The 18,024-nt window shown below is 68.3% G+C and carries 18 protein-coding genes; 16 read left to right on the top strand and 2 right to left on the bottom strand.

The window, feature by feature from the left end; translation table 11 throughout:
- Positions 1-34: 34 nt before the first annotated feature.
- From lysA to rho, 5 genes are all read left to right on the top strand, one after another.
- Positions 35-1,456 carry a diaminopimelate decarboxylase gene (lysA, locus tag NWFMUON74_RS29460; protein WP_187684988.1) on the top strand — a complete coding sequence of 474 codons (1,422 nt, stop codon included), beginning with the start codon at positions 35-37 and terminating at the stop codon, positions 1,454-1,456.
- Entirely contained in the window at positions 1,453-2,808 is a 1,356-nt protein-coding gene (locus tag NWFMUON74_RS29455) for a homoserine dehydrogenase (protein WP_187684987.1), read from the top strand. The genes lysA and NWFMUON74_RS29455 overlap by 4 nt, the downstream gene beginning before the upstream one ends.
- On the top strand, positions 2,805-3,893 hold the full coding sequence (gene thrC, locus NWFMUON74_RS29450; RefSeq protein ID WP_187684986.1) for a threonine synthase: 1,089 nt from the start codon (positions 2,805-2,807) through the stop codon (positions 3,891-3,893). Before NWFMUON74_RS29455 ends, thrC begins: the two co-directional genes overlap by 4 nt.
- Before the next feature lie 25 nt (positions 3,894-3,918).
- A complete protein-coding gene (thrB, locus tag NWFMUON74_RS29445) occupies positions 3,919-4,875 on the top strand; it encodes a homoserine kinase (protein ID WP_187689505.1) in 957 nt (318 codons plus the stop codon).
- A gap of 322 nt (positions 4,876-5,197) precedes the next feature.
- Positions 5,198-7,198 carry a transcription termination factor Rho gene (gene rho / locus NWFMUON74_RS29440; RefSeq protein WP_187684985.1) on the top strand — a complete coding sequence of 667 codons (2,001 nt, stop codon included), beginning with the start codon at positions 5,198-5,200 and terminating at the stop codon, positions 7,196-7,198.
- A 5-nt stretch (positions 7,199-7,203) separates the two neighbouring features.
- On the opposite strand, the gene NWFMUON74_RS29435 is transcribed toward rho, so the two are convergent.
- Positions 7,204-7,497: a hypothetical protein gene (locus tag NWFMUON74_RS29435; protein WP_187684984.1), complete on the bottom strand. Its 294-nt coding sequence runs from the start codon at positions 7,495-7,497 to the stop codon at positions 7,204-7,206.
- Between the two features lie 451 nt (positions 7,498-7,948).
- On the opposite strand from NWFMUON74_RS29435, the gene rpmE reads away from it, so the two are divergent.
- The 3 genes from rpmE (at position 7,949) to prmC (ending at position 10,456) form a co-directional block, all read left to right on the top strand.
- Entirely contained in the window at positions 7,949-8,185 is a 237-nt protein-coding gene (gene rpmE, locus NWFMUON74_RS29430) for a 50S ribosomal protein L31 (protein ID WP_187684983.1), read from the top strand.
- Between the two features lie 236 nt (positions 8,186-8,421).
- Positions 8,422-9,501 (top strand): peptide chain release factor 1, encoded by a 1,080-nt coding sequence (prfA, locus tag NWFMUON74_RS29425; RefSeq protein WP_187684982.1) that lies wholly within the window; start codon positions 8,422-8,424, stop codon positions 9,499-9,501.
- 73 nt (positions 9,502-9,574) lie between these two features.
- Positions 9,575-10,456, top strand: a complete 882-nt coding sequence (prmC, locus tag NWFMUON74_RS29420) for a peptide chain release factor N(5)-glutamine methyltransferase (RefSeq protein ID WP_187684981.1) — start codon at positions 9,575-9,577, stop codon at positions 10,454-10,456.
- Between the two features lie 54 nt (positions 10,457-10,510).
- Here the strand turns inward: prmC and NWFMUON74_RS29415 are convergent, their stop codons facing one another.
- Positions 10,511-10,963: a nuclear transport factor 2 family protein gene (locus NWFMUON74_RS29415; protein WP_197986932.1), complete on the bottom strand. Its 453-nt coding sequence runs from the start codon at positions 10,961-10,963 to the stop codon at positions 10,511-10,513.
- Positions 10,964-11,155: 192 nt separating this feature from the next.
- Here NWFMUON74_RS29415 and NWFMUON74_RS29410 point away from each other — a divergent pair, with 192 nt between their 5' ends.
- The 8 genes from NWFMUON74_RS29410 (at position 11,156) to atpA (ending at position 18,020) form a co-directional block, all read left to right on the top strand.
- Positions 11,156-11,821, top strand: a complete 666-nt coding sequence (locus NWFMUON74_RS29410; RefSeq protein WP_187684980.1) for an L-threonylcarbamoyladenylate synthase — start codon at positions 11,156-11,158, stop codon at positions 11,819-11,821.
- 11 nt (positions 11,822-11,832) lie between these two features.
- Positions 11,833-13,008, top strand: a complete 1,176-nt coding sequence (locus NWFMUON74_RS29405; protein ID WP_187684979.1) for an MraY family glycosyltransferase — start codon at positions 11,833-11,835, stop codon at positions 13,006-13,008.
- Between the two features lie 14 nt (positions 13,009-13,022).
- Positions 13,023-13,475 carry a Cg1360 family ATP-synthase-associated protein gene (locus NWFMUON74_RS29400; protein ID WP_232110668.1) on the top strand — a complete coding sequence of 151 codons (453 nt, stop codon included), beginning with the start codon at positions 13,023-13,025 and terminating at the stop codon, positions 13,473-13,475.
- 307 nt (positions 13,476-13,782) lie between these two features.
- Positions 13,783-14,559 carry a F0F1 ATP synthase subunit A gene (gene atpB, locus NWFMUON74_RS29395; protein ID WP_483243770.1) on the top strand — a complete coding sequence of 259 codons (777 nt, stop codon included), beginning with the start codon at positions 13,783-13,785 and terminating at the stop codon, positions 14,557-14,559.
- Positions 14,560-14,631: 72 nt separating this feature from the next.
- Positions 14,632-14,880 (top strand): ATP synthase F0 subunit C, encoded by a 249-nt coding sequence (locus NWFMUON74_RS29390; RefSeq protein WP_187684978.1) that lies wholly within the window; start codon positions 14,632-14,634, stop codon positions 14,878-14,880.
- A gap of 5 nt (positions 14,881-14,885) precedes the next feature.
- The gene (locus NWFMUON74_RS29385; RefSeq protein ID WP_187684977.1) at positions 14,886-15,443 is read left to right on the top strand and encodes a F0F1 ATP synthase subunit B; all 558 of its coding nucleotides are present in this window, start codon (positions 14,886-14,888) and stop codon (positions 15,441-15,443) included.
- A gap of 70 nt (positions 15,444-15,513) precedes the next feature.
- Positions 15,514-16,323 carry a F0F1 ATP synthase subunit delta gene (locus NWFMUON74_RS29380; protein ID WP_187684976.1) on the top strand — a complete coding sequence of 270 codons (810 nt, stop codon included), beginning with the start codon at positions 15,514-15,516 and terminating at the stop codon, positions 16,321-16,323.
- A 59-nt stretch (positions 16,324-16,382) separates the two neighbouring features.
- Positions 16,383-18,020 (top strand): F0F1 ATP synthase subunit alpha, encoded by a 1,638-nt coding sequence (gene atpA, locus NWFMUON74_RS29375; RefSeq protein ID WP_187684975.1) that lies wholly within the window; start codon positions 16,383-16,385, stop codon positions 18,018-18,020.
- Positions 18,021-18,024 lie beyond the last annotated feature (4 nt).

The raw sequence follows: 18,024 nt of genomic DNA, 5'->3' as shown, positions 1-18,024 counted from the left end.
CCGAATCGACCAGCGCCGCAGGAAAGGAACCATCGTGAGTGCGCACCCGGCCGGGCCCCGGCATGCCGAGATCCCGCACGCCCCGAATCTCCCGGAGCGTCCCGCGAACCCGGCGGAACTGATCGAACTGCCCGCGAACGTCTGGCCGCGCAACGCCACTCGCGACGCCGACGGGGTGGTCCGGCTGGCCGGTGTCCCCGTGACCGAGCTGGCCCAGCAGTACGGCACCCCGCTGTTCGTGGTGGACGAGGACGACTTCCGCTCGCGCTGCCGGGACATGCTGCGCGCCTTCGGCGACAAGGCGCGAATCCACTACGCCTCCAAGGCATTCCTGTGCGGCGAGGTCGCGCGCTGGGTCCGCGACGAGGGCCTGTATCTGGACGTCTGCTCGGGCGGCGAGCTGGCGGTGGCGCTGCACGCCGGTTTCCCCGCGCAGCGAATCGCCCTGCACGGCAACAACAAATCGGTGGGCGAACTGGAAGCGGCGGTGGCGGCCGGGGTCGGTCACGTCGTGGTCGACTCGCTGATCGAGATCGACCGGCTGGAGCAGGTGGCCGGTGCGGCGGGCGTGGTGCAGGACGTGCTGGTGCGCGTCACGGTCGGCGTGGAAGCCCATACGCACGAATACATCTCGACCGCGCACGAGGACCAGAAGTTCGGCTTCTCCATCGCGGGCGGCGACGCCATGGAGGCCCTGATCCGGGTGTTCGACACCCGGAACCTGCGCCTGGTCGGCCTGCACAGCCACATCGGCTCGCAGATCTTCGAGATCGACGGCTTCGAGATCTCCGCCCGGCGCATGTTGCGGCTGCTGCGCGACGCCGTCGACAAGTTCGGCGTCGAGCGCACCGAGCAGATCCACACGCTGGATCTGGGTGGCGGACTGGGCATTTCGTACCTGCCCAGCGACGATCCGCCGCCGCTGGACGACTTCGCGGCCAAGGTGCGCGACCTGGTGACCGCCGAGGCCGCCCAGATCGGTTTGGCCACACCGGAGATCGCCGTCGAGCCCGGCCGCGCCATCGCCGGTCCCGGCACGGTGACGGTCTACGAGGTCGGCACCACCAAGGACGTGACCCTGGACGCGGGGGCGCGCCGCCGCTACGTCAGCGTCGACGGCGGGATGAGCGACAACATCCGGCCCGCGCTGTATCAGGCCGACTACGACTGCCGACTGGTGTCGCGTTCCAGCGCAGCCGGTCCGGTGGTCGCGCGGGTGGTCGGAAAGCATTGCGAGAGCGGCGATATCGTCATTCGCGATACCTGGATCCCGGCCGACGTGGGCCCCGGGGACCTGATCGCGGTGGCCGGCACCGGCGCCTACTGCTACTCGATGTCGAGCCGCTACAACATGCTGACCCGACCGGCCGTGGTGGCCGTGCGCGACGGGCAGGCGCGGCTGATCCTGCGGCGCGAGACGGTGAGCGATCTGTTGAGTTTGGAGGTGGAGCCATGAGCGAGGTATCGAGCCGCACGGGTGCCGGGGGATTCGGCGTCGATCATCCGATCGGCGTCGCGGTGCTCGGCATGGGCAATGTCGGTACCGAGGTGGTGCGCATCCTCCGTGACCATGCCGACGATCTGCGTTCGCGCGTCGGCGCGCCGGTGGTACTGCGCGGGGTCGCCGTGCGCCGGCTCGGCGTCGACCGCGGCCTGCCCGACGAACTGCTGACCACCGACGCCGAGGCCCTGGTGGGCCGCGACGACGTGGACCTCGTGGTCGAGGTGATGGGCGGCATCGACCCGGCGCGCAAGCTGATCCTGGCCGCGCTCAACGCGGGCAAGTCGGTCGTCACCGCGAACAAGGCCCTGCTGGCCGACTACACCGGTGAGCTGGCCGCGGCCGCCGAGCGCAGCCGCGCGGACCTGTACTTCGAGGCCGCCGTCGCCGGGGCGATCCCGGTGGTGCGCCCGCTGATCCAGTCGCTGTCCGGCGACCGGGTCACTCGGGTGGTCGGAATCGTCAACGGCACCACGAATTTCATTCTCTCGGCGATGGACGAGACCGGTGCCGACTACTCCGACGTGCTGGCCGAGGCCACCCGGCTGGGCTACGCGGAAGCCGATCCGACCGCCGACGTGGAGGGCTACGACGCCGCCGCCAAGGCCGCGATCCTGGCCTCGCTGGCCTTCCATACCCGCGTCACCGCCGCCGACGTCTACCGCGAGGGCATCACCAAGATTTCCGGCGAGGACCTGGAGACCGCCGCGGCCGTCGGCTGCACGGTGAAGCTGCTGGCCATCTGCGAGCGTGTCCCGGGCGAACTCCCCGCCGCCGAGGGCGGCAAGGAACGGGTTTCGGTGCGCGTGTATCCGGCGCTGATCCCGCGCAAGCATCCGCTCTCGGCCGTCGACGGCGCCTTCAACGCCGTGGTGGTCGAGGCCGAGAACGCCGGGCGACTGATGTTCTACGGGCAGGGCGCCGGTGGCGCGCCGACGGCGTCCGCGGTGATGGGCGACCTGGTGATGGCGGCGCGCAACAAGTTCTACGGTGGTCGTGGGCCCGGTGAATCGGTTTATGCTGAGCTGCCGATCGCGCCGATCGGTGACACGCCCACCCGCTACCACGTGAACCTGAAGGTGGCCGATCGCACCGGGGTGCTGCAGGCGGTGGCAGGCGAGTTCGCCCAGCACGGCGTCAGCATCTCGACGGTCCGCCAGGAGGGACACGACGAGGGGGCCCGGCTCGTGGTCGTGACCCACCACGCGCAGGAGTCGGCGCTGGCCGATACGGTGTCAGCGCTCGCCGAACTGGAGTCCGTCACGTCCGTGACCAGCGTCCTGAGATTGGAAGGCACCGAGGAATGAGTACAGGAGTGCAGCCGACGGCTGTGCACACTCCCTGGCCGGGGTTGATCGCCGCGTATCGCGATCGGCTCGCGGTCGGCGCGGACTGGGAGCCGGTCACGCTGTTCGAGGGCGGCACCCCGCTGGTGCCCGCGCATCACCTGTCGCAGCTCACCGGCTGTGAGGTTTATCTCAAGGTCGAGGGCCTGAATCCGACCGGTTCCTTCAAGGATCGCGGCATGACCATGGCGATGACCGACGCCAAGGCCCGCGGCCAGAAGGCGGTGCTGTGCGCCTCCACCGGCAACACCTCCGCGTCGGCCGCCGCGTACGCCACCCGCGCGGGCATGCACTGCGCGGTGCTGATCCCGCAGGGCAAGATCGCCATGGGCAAGCTGGCACAGGCGGTCATGCTGGGCGCCAAGATCATCCAGGTGCAGGGCAACTTCGACGACTGCCTGGAGCTGGCCCGCAAGGTGACCGCCGAATTCCCGGAGGTCGGCCTGGTCAACTCGGTGAACCCGGCCCGCATCGAGGGCCAGAAGACCGCGGCGTTCGAGATCTGCGATGCGCTGGGCCGCGCGCCCGACGTGCACGCGCTGCCGGTCGGCAACGCCGGGAACATCACCGCCTACTGGAAGGGCTACAGCGAGTACCACGCCGACGGCCTCACCGCCGGCCGCCCGCGCATGCTGGGCGTGCAGGCCGCCGGGGCCGCGCCACTGGTCGCCGGTGCCCCGGTGAAGAACCCGGAGACCATCGCCACCGCCATCCGGATCGGCGCACCGGCGTCGTGGAACAGCGCGGTGCGCGCGCAGGAGGAGTCCGGCGGCGCCTTCCGCGCGGCCACCGACGAGGCGATCCTGGCCGCGTACCGGCTGATCGCGAGCACCGAGGGCGTATTCGTCGAGCCCGCCTCCGCGGCGAGCGTGGCCGGGCTGCTGGCCGCCCGTGAAGAGGGCTGGCTCGACGCCGGGCTGACCGTGGTGTGCACGGTGACCGGCAACGGCCTCAAGGACCCCGACACCGCCCTGTCGGGCATGCCGGAGGTGCAGGCGATCCAGGTCGACCCGGTCGCGGTGGCCCACGAGCTCGAGCTGGCCTGAGTTGAGCTCGCGCGAAGGTCGGTTGCTGACTCGGACCCTGCCGCCCGGTATCACCGTGACGGCCCGGGTGCCGGCGTCGAGCGCGAATCTGGGTCCGGGCTTCGACTCGCTCGGTATCGCCCTGGGGCTTTATGACGAGATCGTGGTGCGCACGACCGATTCCGGGCTTACGATCCGGGTGGAGGGCGAGGGCGCCGACGACGTGCCTTGGGGCCCTTCACATCTCGTGGTGCGTGCGATCGAAAGGGGGTTGGAATCGGCGGGTGTCTGGGCCAACGGCCTGGACGTGTTGTGCCGCAACGTGATTCCGCACTCTCGCGGACTCGGTTCGTCCGCCTCGGCGGTGGTCGGCGGGCTGGCCGCGGCCCGGGGCCTGGCTGCCGAGTTCGACGCGGAGCTGGCCTGTGACGATGCCGAATTGGTGCAGCTGGCTTCGGAATTCGAGGGACATCCCGACAACGCGGCGGCCAGCGTACTCGGCGGCATCGTGGTCTCATGGACCGAAACCGGCGGTCCGGTGGGCAGCGGCGTCAACGGTTCGGCGGACCATCAGCGCAGCTACCGTGCGGTGCGGCTGGATCCGCACCCCGCGCTGGGCGCGACGGTGCTGGTCCCCGAGGAGCGGTCCTCGACCGCGCACACCCGCGGGCTGCTGCCGGACCTGGTGCCGCACGCCGACGCGGCGTTCAACGCCAGCCGCGCGGCACTGGCCGTGGTGGCCCTGACGCAGCGTCCCGACCTGCTGCTGCCCGCCACGGCGGACCGGCTGCACCAGGGCTATCGCTCGTCCGCGCTGCCGCTCACCACGACGTGGATCGCGCGATTGCGGGAGGCCGGAATCGCGGCGATGGTGTCGGGCGCGGGGCCGACGGTGCTGGCGTTGAGCACCGAAGATTTTCCCGCTGAGCTGCGTGAAGGAGCCGTGATCGACGGTTTGCGGGTGCTTCGGCCGGACATCTCCGATGGCGTCCGGGTGGATTGACGGCGCGCCTGCCTTGCTGAGGTGAACGGTGGGAGCTATCCTGAGCGAGTCCGTACATCGTGCGCGTCAGTCGCCGGTGCTTCATCAGGGCAATCGCTCCAGAAGGCTCCTTGCTCAGGCTCGGGACCCGAGTCTCGTACATCGAGGACAGCAACTGGAATGATCACTCCCACCTTTGTGAACCGGTGGCTGTGACCAGGTGGTGTTTCGCCGCCGGTCCGGCGGGGCAGGCGATACGGCATCCGAGTTCGGCGCAGTGACCGAACTTCGGGACGAAACCCTCGAACAAGCACACGGCAATCGAGGGAAGGAAAGGATCTCCGTGACAGATACGGACCTGCTCGCGACACCCGGGGTGGAGACCGATGTGCGCACCTCGGACCGCGAAAGTGACTCCGGACAGATTTCGAAGATGAGCGAACAAACTGACGTCGCACGATCGGGGCTGACTGGAATGTTGTTGCCGCAATTGCGTGCGCTTGCCGGAGAGCTCGGTATCCGAGGTACATCCGGGATGCGTAAAGGCGATCTGATCGCCGCTATCAAGGAAAACCAATCTTCCGGGTCGGGGAAGGCCGCTGCCCCCGCGCGCGGCCGGGGCGAGAAGGCCGCCGACGCGAAGGGTGAGGCGAGCGAGACGCCCGAGCTCGCGGTCAAGGCGGAGAAGGCGGAGTCCGGCAAGAAGTCCGAGTCCACCGCCAAGAACGAGCCCACCGCCAAGAACGACCCCGCCAAGAACGAGGGCGGCAGGTCGGCGCGGGCCGAGCAGCAGACGCTCGACGGTGTCGGCACCGACAAGCCGACCGAGCACAACGCCTCCGATTCGGGCGACGACGCGGGCCGCGACGGTGGTCAGCGCGGCCGTGGCCGGCAGCGCCGGGGCCGCGAGCAGCGCGCCGCGGAGGCATCGGAAGGCAAGGCCGACAACAAGTCCGAGGCCAAGACCGAGGGCGAGGCGAAGCCGGAGCAGGAGGCCGGCGAGCGTCGTCGCGAGCGCAACCAGCAGTCGGGCGGACAGAACCAGAACAACCAGAACGGCACCCGCGGCGGCGGTGGCGGCAGCGACGACGACGAGTCCGGCCGGGGCCGGCGCGGTCGTCGCTTCCGCGAGCGGCGCCGGGGTCGCGACCGCGAGGGCGGCGGCAGCGAGACCCGCGACGTCGAGATCCGCGAGGACGACGTCCTGCAGCCCGTGGCCGGCATCCTGGACGTGCTCGACAACTACGCGTTCGTGCGCACCTCCGGCTACCTGGCCGGGCCGAACGACGTGTACGTGTCGATGAACCTGGTCCGCAAGAACGGTCTGCGCCGGGGTGACGCCATCACCGGCGCCGTGCGCGCGCCCCGCGAAGGCGAGGCCGGAAACCAGCGGCAGAAGTTCGATCCGCTGGTGCGCCTGGACACCGTCAACGGCAGCGACATCGAAAGCGCCAAGCGCCGCCCGGACTTCAACAAGCTGACCCCGCTGTACCCGAACCAGCGCCTGCGGCTGGAGACCCAGCCCAACAAGCTGACCACCCGGGTGATCGACCTGATCATGCCGATCGGCAAGGGTCAGCGCGCGCTCATCGTGTCGCCGCCCAAGGCCGGTAAGACCACGATCATGCAGGACATCGCGAACGCGATCGCGGTCAACAACCCCGAGGTCTACCTCATGGTGGTGCTGGTCGACGAGCGTCCGGAAGAGGTCACCGACATGCAGCGCACCGTGCGCGGCGAGGTGATCGCCTCCACCTTCGACCGTCCGCCGGGGGACCACACCTCGGTCGCCGAGCTGGCCATCGAGCGGGCCAAGCGCCTGGTGGAGATGGGGCAGGACGTGGTCGTGCTGCTCGACTCGATCACTCGCCTCGGCCGCGCGTACAACAACGCGTCGCCGGCGTCGGGCCGCATCCTCTCCGGTGGTATCGACTCGACCGCGCTGTACCCGCCCAAGCGGTTCCTCGGCGCGGCGCGCAACATCGAGAACGGCGGCTCGCTGACGATCATCGCCACCGCGATGGTGGAGACCGGTTCGACCGGTGACACGGTGATCTTCGAGGAGTTCAAGGGCACCGGCAACGCCGAGCTGAAGCTGGACCGCAAGATCGCCGAGCGGCGCGTGTTCCCGGCCGTGGACGTCAACCCGTCCGGTACTCGCCGCGACGATCTGCTGATGAATCCCGACGAGGCCGCGGTGCTGCACAAGCTGCGTCGCGTGCTGTCCGGGCTGGACTCGCACCAGGCCATCGACCTGCTGATCGACCGGTTGAAGAAGACCAAGAACAACCTCGAGTTCCTCATGACGGTCTCCAAGACCGCCCCGGGCGCGCTCGAGGAGTAACCCGCCTACCGCCGTGCCCGGCGGCCGGAAGTCGTTGCGGCGGCCTCGTTTCGGCGAGGCCGCCGCGGCGTTTGCGGGGCATCGCCGCGCGGGGCATAGCAGAACGCGCCGATCAGCGCGGCGCCGACGATCAGTACCGCCACGATCAGTGCCGTGGCGGAGGCGATGCCGCCGATCGACACGGCGGTCGCGGTGAATTCGAGTTGCGACGAGCCGGGCGGGACCGCCGCCGTCGCGGGCCCGTCCTCGGGTGTCAGGAACCAGCCGATTCCGGCCGTCAGCGCCAGAGCTGCCAGCACGGCGGCGGCGTACCAGTGCGCCGCGCGCGTACCCCCCGGCAGCGCGCGGGCTTTCCGGTGTCTCGGATGTGTTCTCCGGGGTGCCGGTGACCTGGATCTCGTCGCCCCCCGAGCGGCGTGGCGGTGCACTGGTTTCCTTTCGAGTGTCGGCACGGTTCTCACCTGGAGAAACTTTAGGAACACCGGTGTTCACATTCCCGAGTAGCGCGCTACTCGACTTCAGCGTGGCTCGAGAGCTGCGGATATGCGTGCCCGCAGTTTCAGGGGGAAAGCGCTCGGGCAGCGGGGAACAAAGCCGACCGGGGGAGTGTTTCGAAAGCGTGTCGGCGGTTCTGGCATACTGGACCGCTGGTGCGTCTGCCGATAGAAGGCAGGCCATCCCGCCTAGTCGGTTCCGGTTCACGCCCTCGATGCACGACGGCGACCCGGCGACCACATCGAAAGGACATCCATGAAGGCAGGAATCCACCCCACGTACGTGCCGACCACCGTGGTCTGCGGTTGCGGCAACACCTTCCAGACTCGCAGCACCAAGGAGTCGGGCCACATCAACGTCGAGGTCTGCTCCCAGTGCCACCCGTTCTACACGGGCAAGCAGAAGATCCTGGACACCGGCGGCCGCGTCGCCCGCTTCGAGGCCCGCTACGGCAAGCGCGCCAAGAAGGGCGCCGAAGCAGACGCCAGCTAGCCCGACCGCCGACGCCCGTCCTGTCCGCAGGCCGGGCGTCGGCGCGTTTCGGCAGAAGTAGGACCCCGACAAGGCCCTTCCCACCAAGGTTCACTCCCCATGTTCGCGGCCCGGCTCGATTCTGGACCGACGGAGCGGGGGAGCGAAGCGGAGGAGCGGAGGAGGGAAGAATCGAGCCTCAGGGGCCGCGAACCGCGACGCCGAAGGCGGCGCCAAAAATAACAGGAGCACAGGCGATGGCCGATATCACGGCCCCTTCCGCGATCGACGACATTCTGGCCGAGTATTCCGGTCTGGAGATGCAGCTGTCGGATCCGGCGCTGCACAACAACCCGGGTGAGGCCCGGCGCGTCGGTAAGCGGTTCGCCGAGCTCGCTCCGATCATGTCCACCTACACCAAGCTGCGGGCCGCGCGCGACGATCTGGCCGCCGCTCGGGAACTGGCCGCCGACGACGCCTCGTTCGCCGCGGAGGTGCCGAACCTGGAACAGCAGGTGACCGAGCTGGAGCAGACGCTCACCGATCTGCTCGCGCCGCGCGACCCGCACGACGCCGACGACGTGGTGCTCGAGGTGAAGTCGGGGGAGGGCGGCGAGGAGTCCGCGTTGTTCGCCGCCGACCTGGCCCGCATGTACATCCGCTATGCCGAGCGGCACGGCTGGAAGGTGGAGGTGCTCGACGCCAACATCTCCGACCTGGGCGGCTACAAGGAAGCGACGTTCTCGATCAAGAGCCGCGAGCCCAGCCGCGACGGGGTGTGGTCGCGACTGAAGTTCGAGGGCGGTGTGCATCGCGTGCAGCGCGTGCCGGTCACCGAATCGCAGGGCCGCATCCACACCTCGGCCGCGGGCGTGCTGATCTATCCGGAGCCGGACGAGGTCGAGCAGGTACAGATCGATGAGTCGGATCTGCGCGTGGACGTCTACCGGTCCTCGGGTAAGGGCGGCCAGGGCGTCAACACCACCGACTCGGCGGTGCGGATCACGCACCTGCCCACGGGCATCGTGGTCACCTGCCAGAACGAGCGGTCGCAGCTGCAGAACAAGATTCGCGCCATGCAGGTGCTGGCGGCGCGGTTACAGGCGCTGGCCGAGGAGCAGGCCGACGCCGAGGCCGCGGCGGGGCGGGCCAGCCAGATCCGCACGGTGGATCGGTCCGAACGCATTCGCACCTACAACTTCCCGGAGAACCGGATCACCGATCACCGCATCGGGTTCAAGGCCCACAACCTGGACGCGGTGCTCGACGGCGACCTGGACGCGCTCCTCGACGCCTTGGGGGAAGCGGATCGCGCGGCCCGGCTTGCTGCCGAATAACTCGCGGCCCCGGCCGGTCGGCCCCGGGGCACTCATGTTGGGTGACCCGATCGCGTCGGGCACGCTGGACGATGTGACTCGAGTTCCCTTACGCCCAGCGGTCCTGGCGGCCGAGCAGACACTCCAGGCCGCGGGGGTGCACAGCCCGCGTGTCGATGCCGAGTCGCTGGCCGCTCACGTCCTCGGCGTGGAACGTCCACGGCTGGCGCTGATTCCGATGGTGACGCCCGAACAGCTGAGTGAGTTCCAGAAGCTGGTGGCGCGGCGGGCCGAGCGCGTGCCGCTGCAGCACCTCACCGGCACGGCGGCGATGGGGGAGATCGACCTGGTGGTGGGCCCGGGCGTGTTCGTGCCGCGACCGGAGACCGAGTTGCTGTTCGCGTGGGCGCTGGCGCAGTTGGCGGCGGCGGGGCACGAGCATCCACCGATCGTCGTGGACCTGTGCACGGGGTCGGGTGCGCTGGCACTGGCGATCGCGCACGCGCGCCCCGATGCCGAGGTGCACGCGGTGGAACTCGATGCGGCCGCGCTGAACTGGGCCCGGCGCAATGCCGACCGCTGCGCCGCCGCCGGTGACACGGCGATCGCCGTGCACGCCGGCGATGTCACCGACCCGTCGATCCTGACGGATCTCGACGGCCGCGTCGACGTGGTGGTCGCCAATCCGCCCTACATCCCCACCTCGGCGCGGCTGGAACCCGAAGTGCGCGACCACGATCCGCACCGCGCCCTGTTCGGCGGCGCCGACGGCCTCGCGGTCATCCGCCCCATGATCGGCACCATCGCCCGCCTGCTCCGCGCGGACGGCGTCGCGGCGGTCGAACACGACGACACCAACGGCTCGCAGACCGCCGCCCTGTTCACCGCGCACGGCGGGTTCACCGAGGTCGCCGAGCACCCGGACCTCGCGGGCAGGCCCCGTTTCGTGGCCGCCCGCCGCACTCGCGCGAGCTGAGCGCCGATTCATAAGGGCACCAAGCACTTTCATCCGCCGATCCGGCGTTCTGTCTCAGATATGCCCCGAGCGGATACGGCAGGCGTCGGCAATGGCGGCGGTATCCCAGTAGAACGGTCGTACCTCGGCGATGCAGCCGTCGGTGACGGTGATGGTCTGCAGAATCGGAAACTCCAGATCCCGGCCCGTCGCCCGCGCCCGGGCACGCACCCAGGTGCGGATCACGAGCGGAGACTTCGCACTCAGAAAGCTCTGTTCGACCATCTCGAATCGCTCCCACACCCCGCTCATCGCCCGAAAGAATTGCTCCATCCCGGCGTGCCCGCGCCAGATCCCGCCATAGGGCAGCCCGTCGGCCTGATACAGCACGACATCCGCCGCGAAGAACGGCGCGAGCGTGGCGAACGACGCTCGCCCCGGTCCACCCGCCGCGAGATATTCCGCCTCCGCCCGATACATACCCTCCAGCACCGCGACATCAGCAGTGCTCCGTGAAGTAGTGGTCATATCAACCACTATCGACCGGTCGCACGCGCATCGCTGGCGGGATTCTGCCGCGGGTCTCGCGGGCGTATGTCCGGATCGAAATCGGGCGCAACCGGTAACCGGGCGTTTGCAGCAACCGCTTCCGCCGGGTCCCCGGGCGCTGCGGCGCACTCGCTGGGGGATTGAGCTCGGTCACATGACAAGATGGGCGGCGTGAGTACCGTCTACGACTGCTCCGATCCCGACTCGCGGGCCGCTGGGCTCACCGCGGCGAGAACCGCCCTGAAGTCCGGTCGGCTGGCGGTGATCCCGACCGATACGGTGTACGGCCTCGCCGCGGACGCGTTCGATTCGGCGGCCGTCGCCGCCCTGCTGGCCGCCAAGCGGCGCGGCCGGGACATGCCGGTGCCGGTCCTGGTCGGTTCCTGGAACACCATCGATGGCCTGGTGTTCTCGGTGCAGTCGCAGGCCCGCGAGCTGATCCGGGCGTTCTGGCCCGGCGGGTTGAGCCTGGTGGTGCAGCAGGCGCCCTCGCTGGCGTGGGATCTCGGTGATGCGCGCGGCACGGTCATGTTGCGCATGCCGCTGCATCCGGTCGCGCTGGAACTGCTGCGCGAGGTGGGCCCGCTCGCGGTGTCGAGCGCCAATGTCTCCGGACAGCCGCCCGCCACGACCGTCGACGAGGCCCGCGATCAGCTGGGCGAGTTGGTGAGCGTGTATCTGGATGGCGGCAAGGCGGAGCACGGCGTTGCCTCCACCATCGTCGATCTCACGGCCGACACTCCGCGTATTCTGCGCGAAGGCGCCGTCACCGCGGCGCAGGTTGCCGAGGTACTGGGCTTGTCACCCGATCGGCTGACATCCGAGGCGACGCGGTGACGGCCCGGTAGATGGGTTTCAGTCAGAGCGCGGTGGTTCCGCTGCGCGAGCTACTTCTGGTGCTGCTGGTGTCGGCGGTCGTGACGTTGCTGTCGACAGGCGGAATTCGGGTGCTGGCCATCGCGTTCGGTGCGGTGGCGGTGCCCCGGGAACGCGACGTCCACGTGAAGCCGACCCCGCGCATGGGCGGCGTCGGAATGTACATCGGCGTGGTCGCCGCGGTGCTGTTCGCGCACCAATTGCCCGCGCTGCGCCGAGGATTCGATTTCGCGCCGGACATTCCCGCCGTGCTGGTCGCCAGCACACTGATCGTGTTGGTGGGCATAGTCGACGACCGCTGGGGCCTGGATGCCCTGACCAAATTCGTCGGACAGATCACGGCGGCCGGTGTGATGGCCGTGATCGGCTTGAGCTGGGTCGTCATCTACAACCCTTTCAATCAGACCACGGTGGTACTGGACGCGCTGCAGGGCGGATTGGTGACGGTCGTCATCACGGTCACCATGATCAACGCCATGAATTTCGTCGACGGCATGGACGGTCTGGCCGCCGGACTGGGCCTGATCTGCGCGGGCGCGGTGTTCGTGTTCTCGATGGGATTGCTCTACGCGCAGGGCGGTGACGTCAGCACCTATCCGCCCGCTTTGCTGGCCGCCGCCCTCGCCGGTGCTTGCCTGGGATTCCTCCCGCACAATTTTCAGCCCGCCCGCATATTCATGGGTGACTCGGGTTCCATGCTGATCGGACTCATGCTGGCGGCCATCTCCACCGGCGCTTCCGGGCGAATTCCGCTCACCGGATACGGCCCCCGCGACTTCGTCGGTCTGTTGTCTCCCCTGTTGCTCGTCGGTGCCGTGATGTTCATCCCGGTATTGGATCTCGTGCTGGCTATCGTGCGGCGAGTGCGGGCCGGCGTGAGTTTCTCCACACCGGACAAAATGCATCTGCATCACCGGCTGTTGCAGATCGGTCATTCGCAGCGGCGCGTGGTGCTGACGATCTATCTGTGGGTGGGTGTGCTGGCATTCGGGGCGGTCGGTACGTCTTTGATGGATCGGCGTCTGGTGGTGCTGCTGTTCGCGGCCGGGCTGGTTTTCGCATTGGTGGTGACGGCGGTGCCGTCGCTGCGGGAGGCGCTGGGATTGCGGCGCTGGATACCGCGCGGTCGGGGCGCGCACACCGAATAGGTAGAGTGGCCCGCGTGAGCACGGCATCCGAGTACCATCCCGACGCCCCGTTGCGGGCGGCGCTGCGCTACGGCATCGCCGGTCTGATCGCGCTGGTGGTGCTCTCGGCCGTCCTCGGCTCGATTTTCGCCGGGCTGCCCGGTCTGTGGGGCGCGTTGATCGGGTCGGCCATCGGCGGCTTCTTCATTCTCACCACGGCGGCGTTGGTGCTGTTCAGCGCGAAATTGGAATCCGGCGTCCAGGGCATGGTGATGCTGGGCAGCTGGGTCGGCAAGCTGCTGGTGGTGATGATCGTGGTGGCCGTGCTGAAGCAGTTCGAGTTCTACAGTCCGGGCACCCTGTTCCTCACCGTGGTCGGCGCGCTGCTGATCGTTCTGGGCGCGGAGACGTACGGTCTACTGCGCCAACGAGTTCCGGTGGTCGAGACGCCCGACGAGCGCGCCGACCAAGATCGTTCAAATGTTTGAGCGCACCCCCTACACGTTGTCGTAGATAGCTTGGTAAACTCTTTACCGTAAGCAGCTATCACAGGGGCGATCACAAGATCGCGAACCTGGCGGTTATGCTTACAGCCGTGCCGGACCTGAGGGGGTTCGGCTCTGCACCGTCGACGATGTCGCCGACGTACAGACGCCACGGCGGGTGACCCCGCGCAGCTGCTGACGAACTCGAGCCGACCTGAGTCGACCACAAGATCGTCAATGTCCGATCGAACCGCGGGTGGAAACACGGCCCGCGGCCCGAACACGGGAGAGAACGCTGAGCGTCACCACTTTGGCGGGCGAGTTCCACGCGCCTTCGCTGTCAGATTTCTTCCCTCCAGCTGTGCTGTTCGAGGGGACGCCTTTCGAGCTCGACCGTTTGATGCTGATCCGCATCGTGATGGCGGCGGTTCTGATTGCGGTGATGTTGCTCGCATTCCGCAGCCCCAAGATCGTGCCGCGCGGTCTGCAGAACATCGCGGAGTACGGCCTGCTGTTCGTCAAGGAGCAGATCTGCGACGAAGTACTCGGTAAGGAAACGGGCCGGAAGTATTTCCCGCTGATCGCGACGATCTTCTTCACGGTGCTGTTCCTGAACTTCTCCAGCATCATCCCGTTCCTGAACATCTCCTCGAACGCGCGAATCGGCATGCCGCTGGTGCTGGCCATCATCGCCTATATCGCGTTCAACGCCATCGGCATCAAGAAGTACGGCTTCTGGAAGTACATGCGCTCGAGCATCGTGGTGCCCAATGTGCCGCCCGCGATGCACGTGCTGCTGATCCCGATCGAGTTCATCTCGACCTTCATCCTGCGCCCGTTCACGCTGACCGTCCGACTCATGGCGAACATGCTGGCCGGACACATCATGCTGGTGCTGTTCTTCTCGGCGACCCAGTTCTTCCTGTTCGACGGCGCCGCGTGGATGAAGGGCCTGTCGCCGTTCGCGCTGCTCGGTGGATTCGCCTTCACCTTGTTCGAGATCCTGGTGATCTTCCTGCAGGCCTACGTGTTCGCCCTGCTGACCGCCGTGTACATCGGCCTGGCGCAGCACGCGGATTCGCACTGACCGCACAACCGCACAAAGACTGACCCACTCCGTCGCCGGGCGGGTGGGCAACAGAAAGGGAAAGAAAATCTCATGAGCCTCTCCTACGTGGCCGCCGAACTCGCCCAGACCTCCGAGAAGGTGAAGGGCTACGGCGCTATCGGTTACGGTCTGGCCGCCATCGGCCCGGGTATCGGCGTGGGCATCGTCGTCGGTAAGGCGATCGAGGGCATCGCCCGTCAGCCCGAGCTGCAGGGCACCATCCGGACCAACATGTTCCTGGGCATCGCGTTCACCGAGGCGCTGGCGCTGATCGGTCTCGTCGCCGGCTTCATCTTCTGATTGCCATGAACGGGATCCATTTGCTCGCCGAGGAAGCAGCGGAGGACAGAAATCCGCTGCTCCCCGAGGTGTACGACATCGTATGGTCGCTCATCGTCGTGGCCGTCATCGCGTTCGTCTTCTACAAGTACGTGATCCCGCGGCTGTCGAAGGTGCTCGACGAACGGTCGAACAAGATCGAGGGCGGCATCGCCCGGGCCGAGGCCGCGCAGGCCGAGGCGCAGGCGACGCTGGAGCAGTACCAGCAGCAACTGGCCGAGGCCCGGCTCGAGGCCGCGCGCATCCGTGAAGAGGCGCGCAACCAGGGTCAGCAGATCCTCGCGCAACTGCGGTCCGAGGCGCAGGCCGAGGCGGATCGCATCGTGGCGTCGGGGCACGCGCAGCTGGAGGCGCAGCGTCAGCAGATCGTGACCGAGCTGCGCTCGGAACTGGGCAGCACCGCCGTCGACCTGGCCGAGAAGATCATCGGGCAGTCGGTGTCGGACGAGGCCAAGCAGGCGGCGTCGATCGACCGGTTCCTCACCGAACTGGACGAGAAGGCCGGCATCGGGGTCGGAAGGTAACCACGCCTGAGCGGGTCGGCCGTCGGCCGTCCCGCGCAGGATTGGGTCCAACACAGTGAAAGTGGGAAGCATGTACGCAGCGAGCCGCGAGGCGAGTTCCCGTGCGCGGGAAGCTCTTTCGGCCGCTCTCACCGGGAGCGACTCCGTCGCCGCCACGACGGGCTCCGAACTGTTCGCCGTTGTCGCAGTACTCGACGACCAGCGTTCGCTGCGTGTGGCGCTCGCGGATAAGTCGGTGTCGAGTTCGGCGCGCGCCGAACTGGCCGAACGCGTTTTCGGCGGGAAGATCAGCGCCGCCACCACGGCCGTGCTGACCACGGCCGTCGCTCAGGACTGGTCCCGCACCCGGGATCTGGTCGACACCCTGGTGCTGCTCGGGCAGGAGGCGCTGCTGCGGGCGGCGGCCGACCGCGGGCGCATCGACGCGGTGGAGGACGAGCTGTTCCGGCTCGGCCGCATCGTCGAGGACAACCCGACTCTGGAACAGGCGCTGGCCGATCGCGGCAAGACCGCGGCGGACAAGCGCGGCCTGCTCCAGCGGCTGCTCACCGGCAAGGTCGAGGACATCACGCTGCAGCTGGCCGAGCAGGCGGTCGGCCGCGCGCACGGCGATGTCGGCGTCGTCTTCGACGGGCTGTCCGACCTGGCGGCGTCGCTGCGCAAGCAGATCGTCGCGCACGTGCGGGCCGCCACCGCCCTGACACCGCAGCAGCGGGAGCACCTGGCGGCCTCGCTGCAGCGCATCTACGACAAGCCGGTCACGGTGCACGTCCAGGTCGACCCGGCCCTGCTGGCCGGTGTCGTCGTGCGGATCGGCGACGACGTGATCGACGGTAGCGCCGTCGGCCGACTGCAGCGCTTGCGCCAGTCCCTCGGGTGAGTCACCCGAGCACCGCAACCCCCCGACATACCAGACCAGACAGCGAGAGCAGGAAGAACATGGCGGAGCTGACGATCTCCCCCGATGAGATCCGTAGCGCGATCGAGAGCTACACCCAGAGCTACACCCCCGAGACCTCCATCGAGGAAATCGGTGTCGTCACCGACACCAGCGACGGTATCGCCCACATCAGCGGCCTGCCGTCGGCGATGGCCAACGAGCTGCTCGAGTTCCCGGGCGGCGTGCTGGGCGTCGCGCTGAACCTCGAGGACACCGAGATCGGCGCGGTCATCCTGGGTGAGTTCGACACCATCGAGGAGGGCCAGCAGGTCCGCCGCACCGGTGACGTGCTCTCGGTGCCGGTCGGCGACAAGTTCCTGGGCCGCGTGGTGAACCCGCTCGGCCAGCCGATCGACGGCCTGGGCGACATCGAGGCCGACGACCGCCGCGTGCTGGAGTTGCAGGCCGCCACCGTGCTGGAGCGCCAGCCGGTCGGCGAGCCGATGGCCACCGGCATCACCGCCATCGACGCGCTGACCGCGATCGGCCGCGGCCAGCGTCAGCTGATCATCGGCGACCGCAAGACGGGCAAGACCGCCGTCTGCATCGACGCCATCCTGAACCAGAAGTCGAACTGGGAGTCGGGCGACCCCAGCAGGCAGATGCGCTGCATCTACGTCGCCATCGGCCAGAAGGGTTCGACCATCGCGGGCGTCAAGGCCGCCCTCGAGGCGCACGGCGCGATGGACTACACCACCATCGTCGCCGCCCCGGCATCGGATTCCGCGGGCTTCAAGTGGCTGGCCCCCTACACCGGCTCGGCCATCGGCCAGCACTGGATGTACCAGGGCAAGCACGTCCTGATCGTGTTCGACGACCTGTCCAAGCAGGCCGAGGCCTACCGCGCGATCTCGCTGCTGCTGCGCCGCCCGCCGGGCCGCGAGGCGTACCCCGGCGACGTGTTCTACCTGCACTCGCGCCTGCTGGAGCGCTGCGCGAAGCTGTCCGACGAGATGGGCGCGGGTTCGATGACCGGTCTGCCGATCATCGAGACCAAGGCCGGTGACGTCTCGGCGTTCATCCCGACCAACGTCATCTCCATCACCGACGGCCAGGTCTTCCTCGAGTCCGACCTGTTCAACAAGGGTGTGCGCCCGGCGATCAACGTCGGTACCTCCGTCTCCCGCGTCGGTGGCGCCGCGCAGACCAAGGGCATGAAGGGCGTGGCCGGTTCGCTGCGTCTGGAGCTGGCGCAGTTCCGCGAGCTGGAGGCGTTCTCGGCCTTCGCCTCCGACCTGGACGCCGCTTCGCTGGCGCAGCTGGAACGCGGCGCCCGCTGGGTCGAGCTGCTCAAGCAGGACCAGTACGCCCCGGTTCCGGTCGAGGACCAGATCGTGTCGATCTTCCTGGTCGACGCCGGTTACTACGACTCGGTCCCGGTCGCCGACGTCCGCCGCTTCAACGTCGAGCTGCTGGAAGACCTGCACCGCAACGCCGCCGACGCGTTCAAGGCGATCGAGGGCGGCAAGAAGCTCGAGGGCGAGGCCGCCGAACAGTTCAAGGCGGCCACCGACAAGTTCAAGCAGGGCTTCCTGGCCTCCGACGGCAGCCGCGTGGTGAACGAGCCCGGCGCCGGCGAGCTGGACCACGAAGAGGTCGAATCGCTGTCGGTCACGCGCAAGCGCGTCGAGAAGTAAGTAG

It is taken from the genome of Nocardia wallacei (assembly GCF_014466955.1).
Taxonomy (GTDB): Bacteria; Actinomycetota; Actinomycetes; order Mycobacteriales; family Mycobacteriaceae; genus Nocardia; species Nocardia wallacei.
Note: the sequence above shows the minus strand (reverse complement) of the source record. Positions and strands in the feature narration are given on the sequence as shown.

Coding starts and splice junctions, on each gene's coding strand:
- thrC (WP_187684986.1), top strand. CDS start 2,805: ATGAGTACAGGAGTGCAGCCGACGGCTGTGCACACTCCCTGGCCGGGG.
- NWFMUON74_RS29405 (WP_187684979.1), top strand. CDS start 11,833: ATGGGTTTCAGTCAGAGCGCGGTGGTTCCGCTGCGCGAGCTACTTCTG.
- prfA (WP_187684982.1), top strand. CDS start 8,422: ATGGCCGATATCACGGCCCCTTCCGCGATCGACGACATTCTGGCCGAG.
- NWFMUON74_RS29455 (WP_187684987.1), top strand. CDS start 1,453: ATGAGCGAGGTATCGAGCCGCACGGGTGCCGGGGGATTCGGCGTCGAT.
- NWFMUON74_RS29380 (WP_187684976.1), top strand. CDS start 15,514: ATGTACGCAGCGAGCCGCGAGGCGAGTTCCCGTGCGCGGGAAGCTCTT.
- NWFMUON74_RS29415 (WP_197986932.1), bottom strand. CDS start 10,963: ATGACCACTACTTCACGGAGCACTGCTGATGTCGCGGTGCTGGAGGGT.
- NWFMUON74_RS29390 (WP_187684978.1), top strand. CDS start 14,632: ATGAGCCTCTCCTACGTGGCCGCCGAACTCGCCCAGACCTCCGAGAAG.
- atpA (WP_187684975.1), top strand. CDS start 16,383: ATGGCGGAGCTGACGATCTCCCCCGATGAGATCCGTAGCGCGATCGAG.
- rpmE (WP_187684983.1), top strand. CDS start 7,949: ATGAAGGCAGGAATCCACCCCACGTACGTGCCGACCACCGTGGTCTGC.
- NWFMUON74_RS29385 (WP_187684977.1), top strand. CDS start 14,886: ATGAACGGGATCCATTTGCTCGCCGAGGAAGCAGCGGAGGACAGAAAT.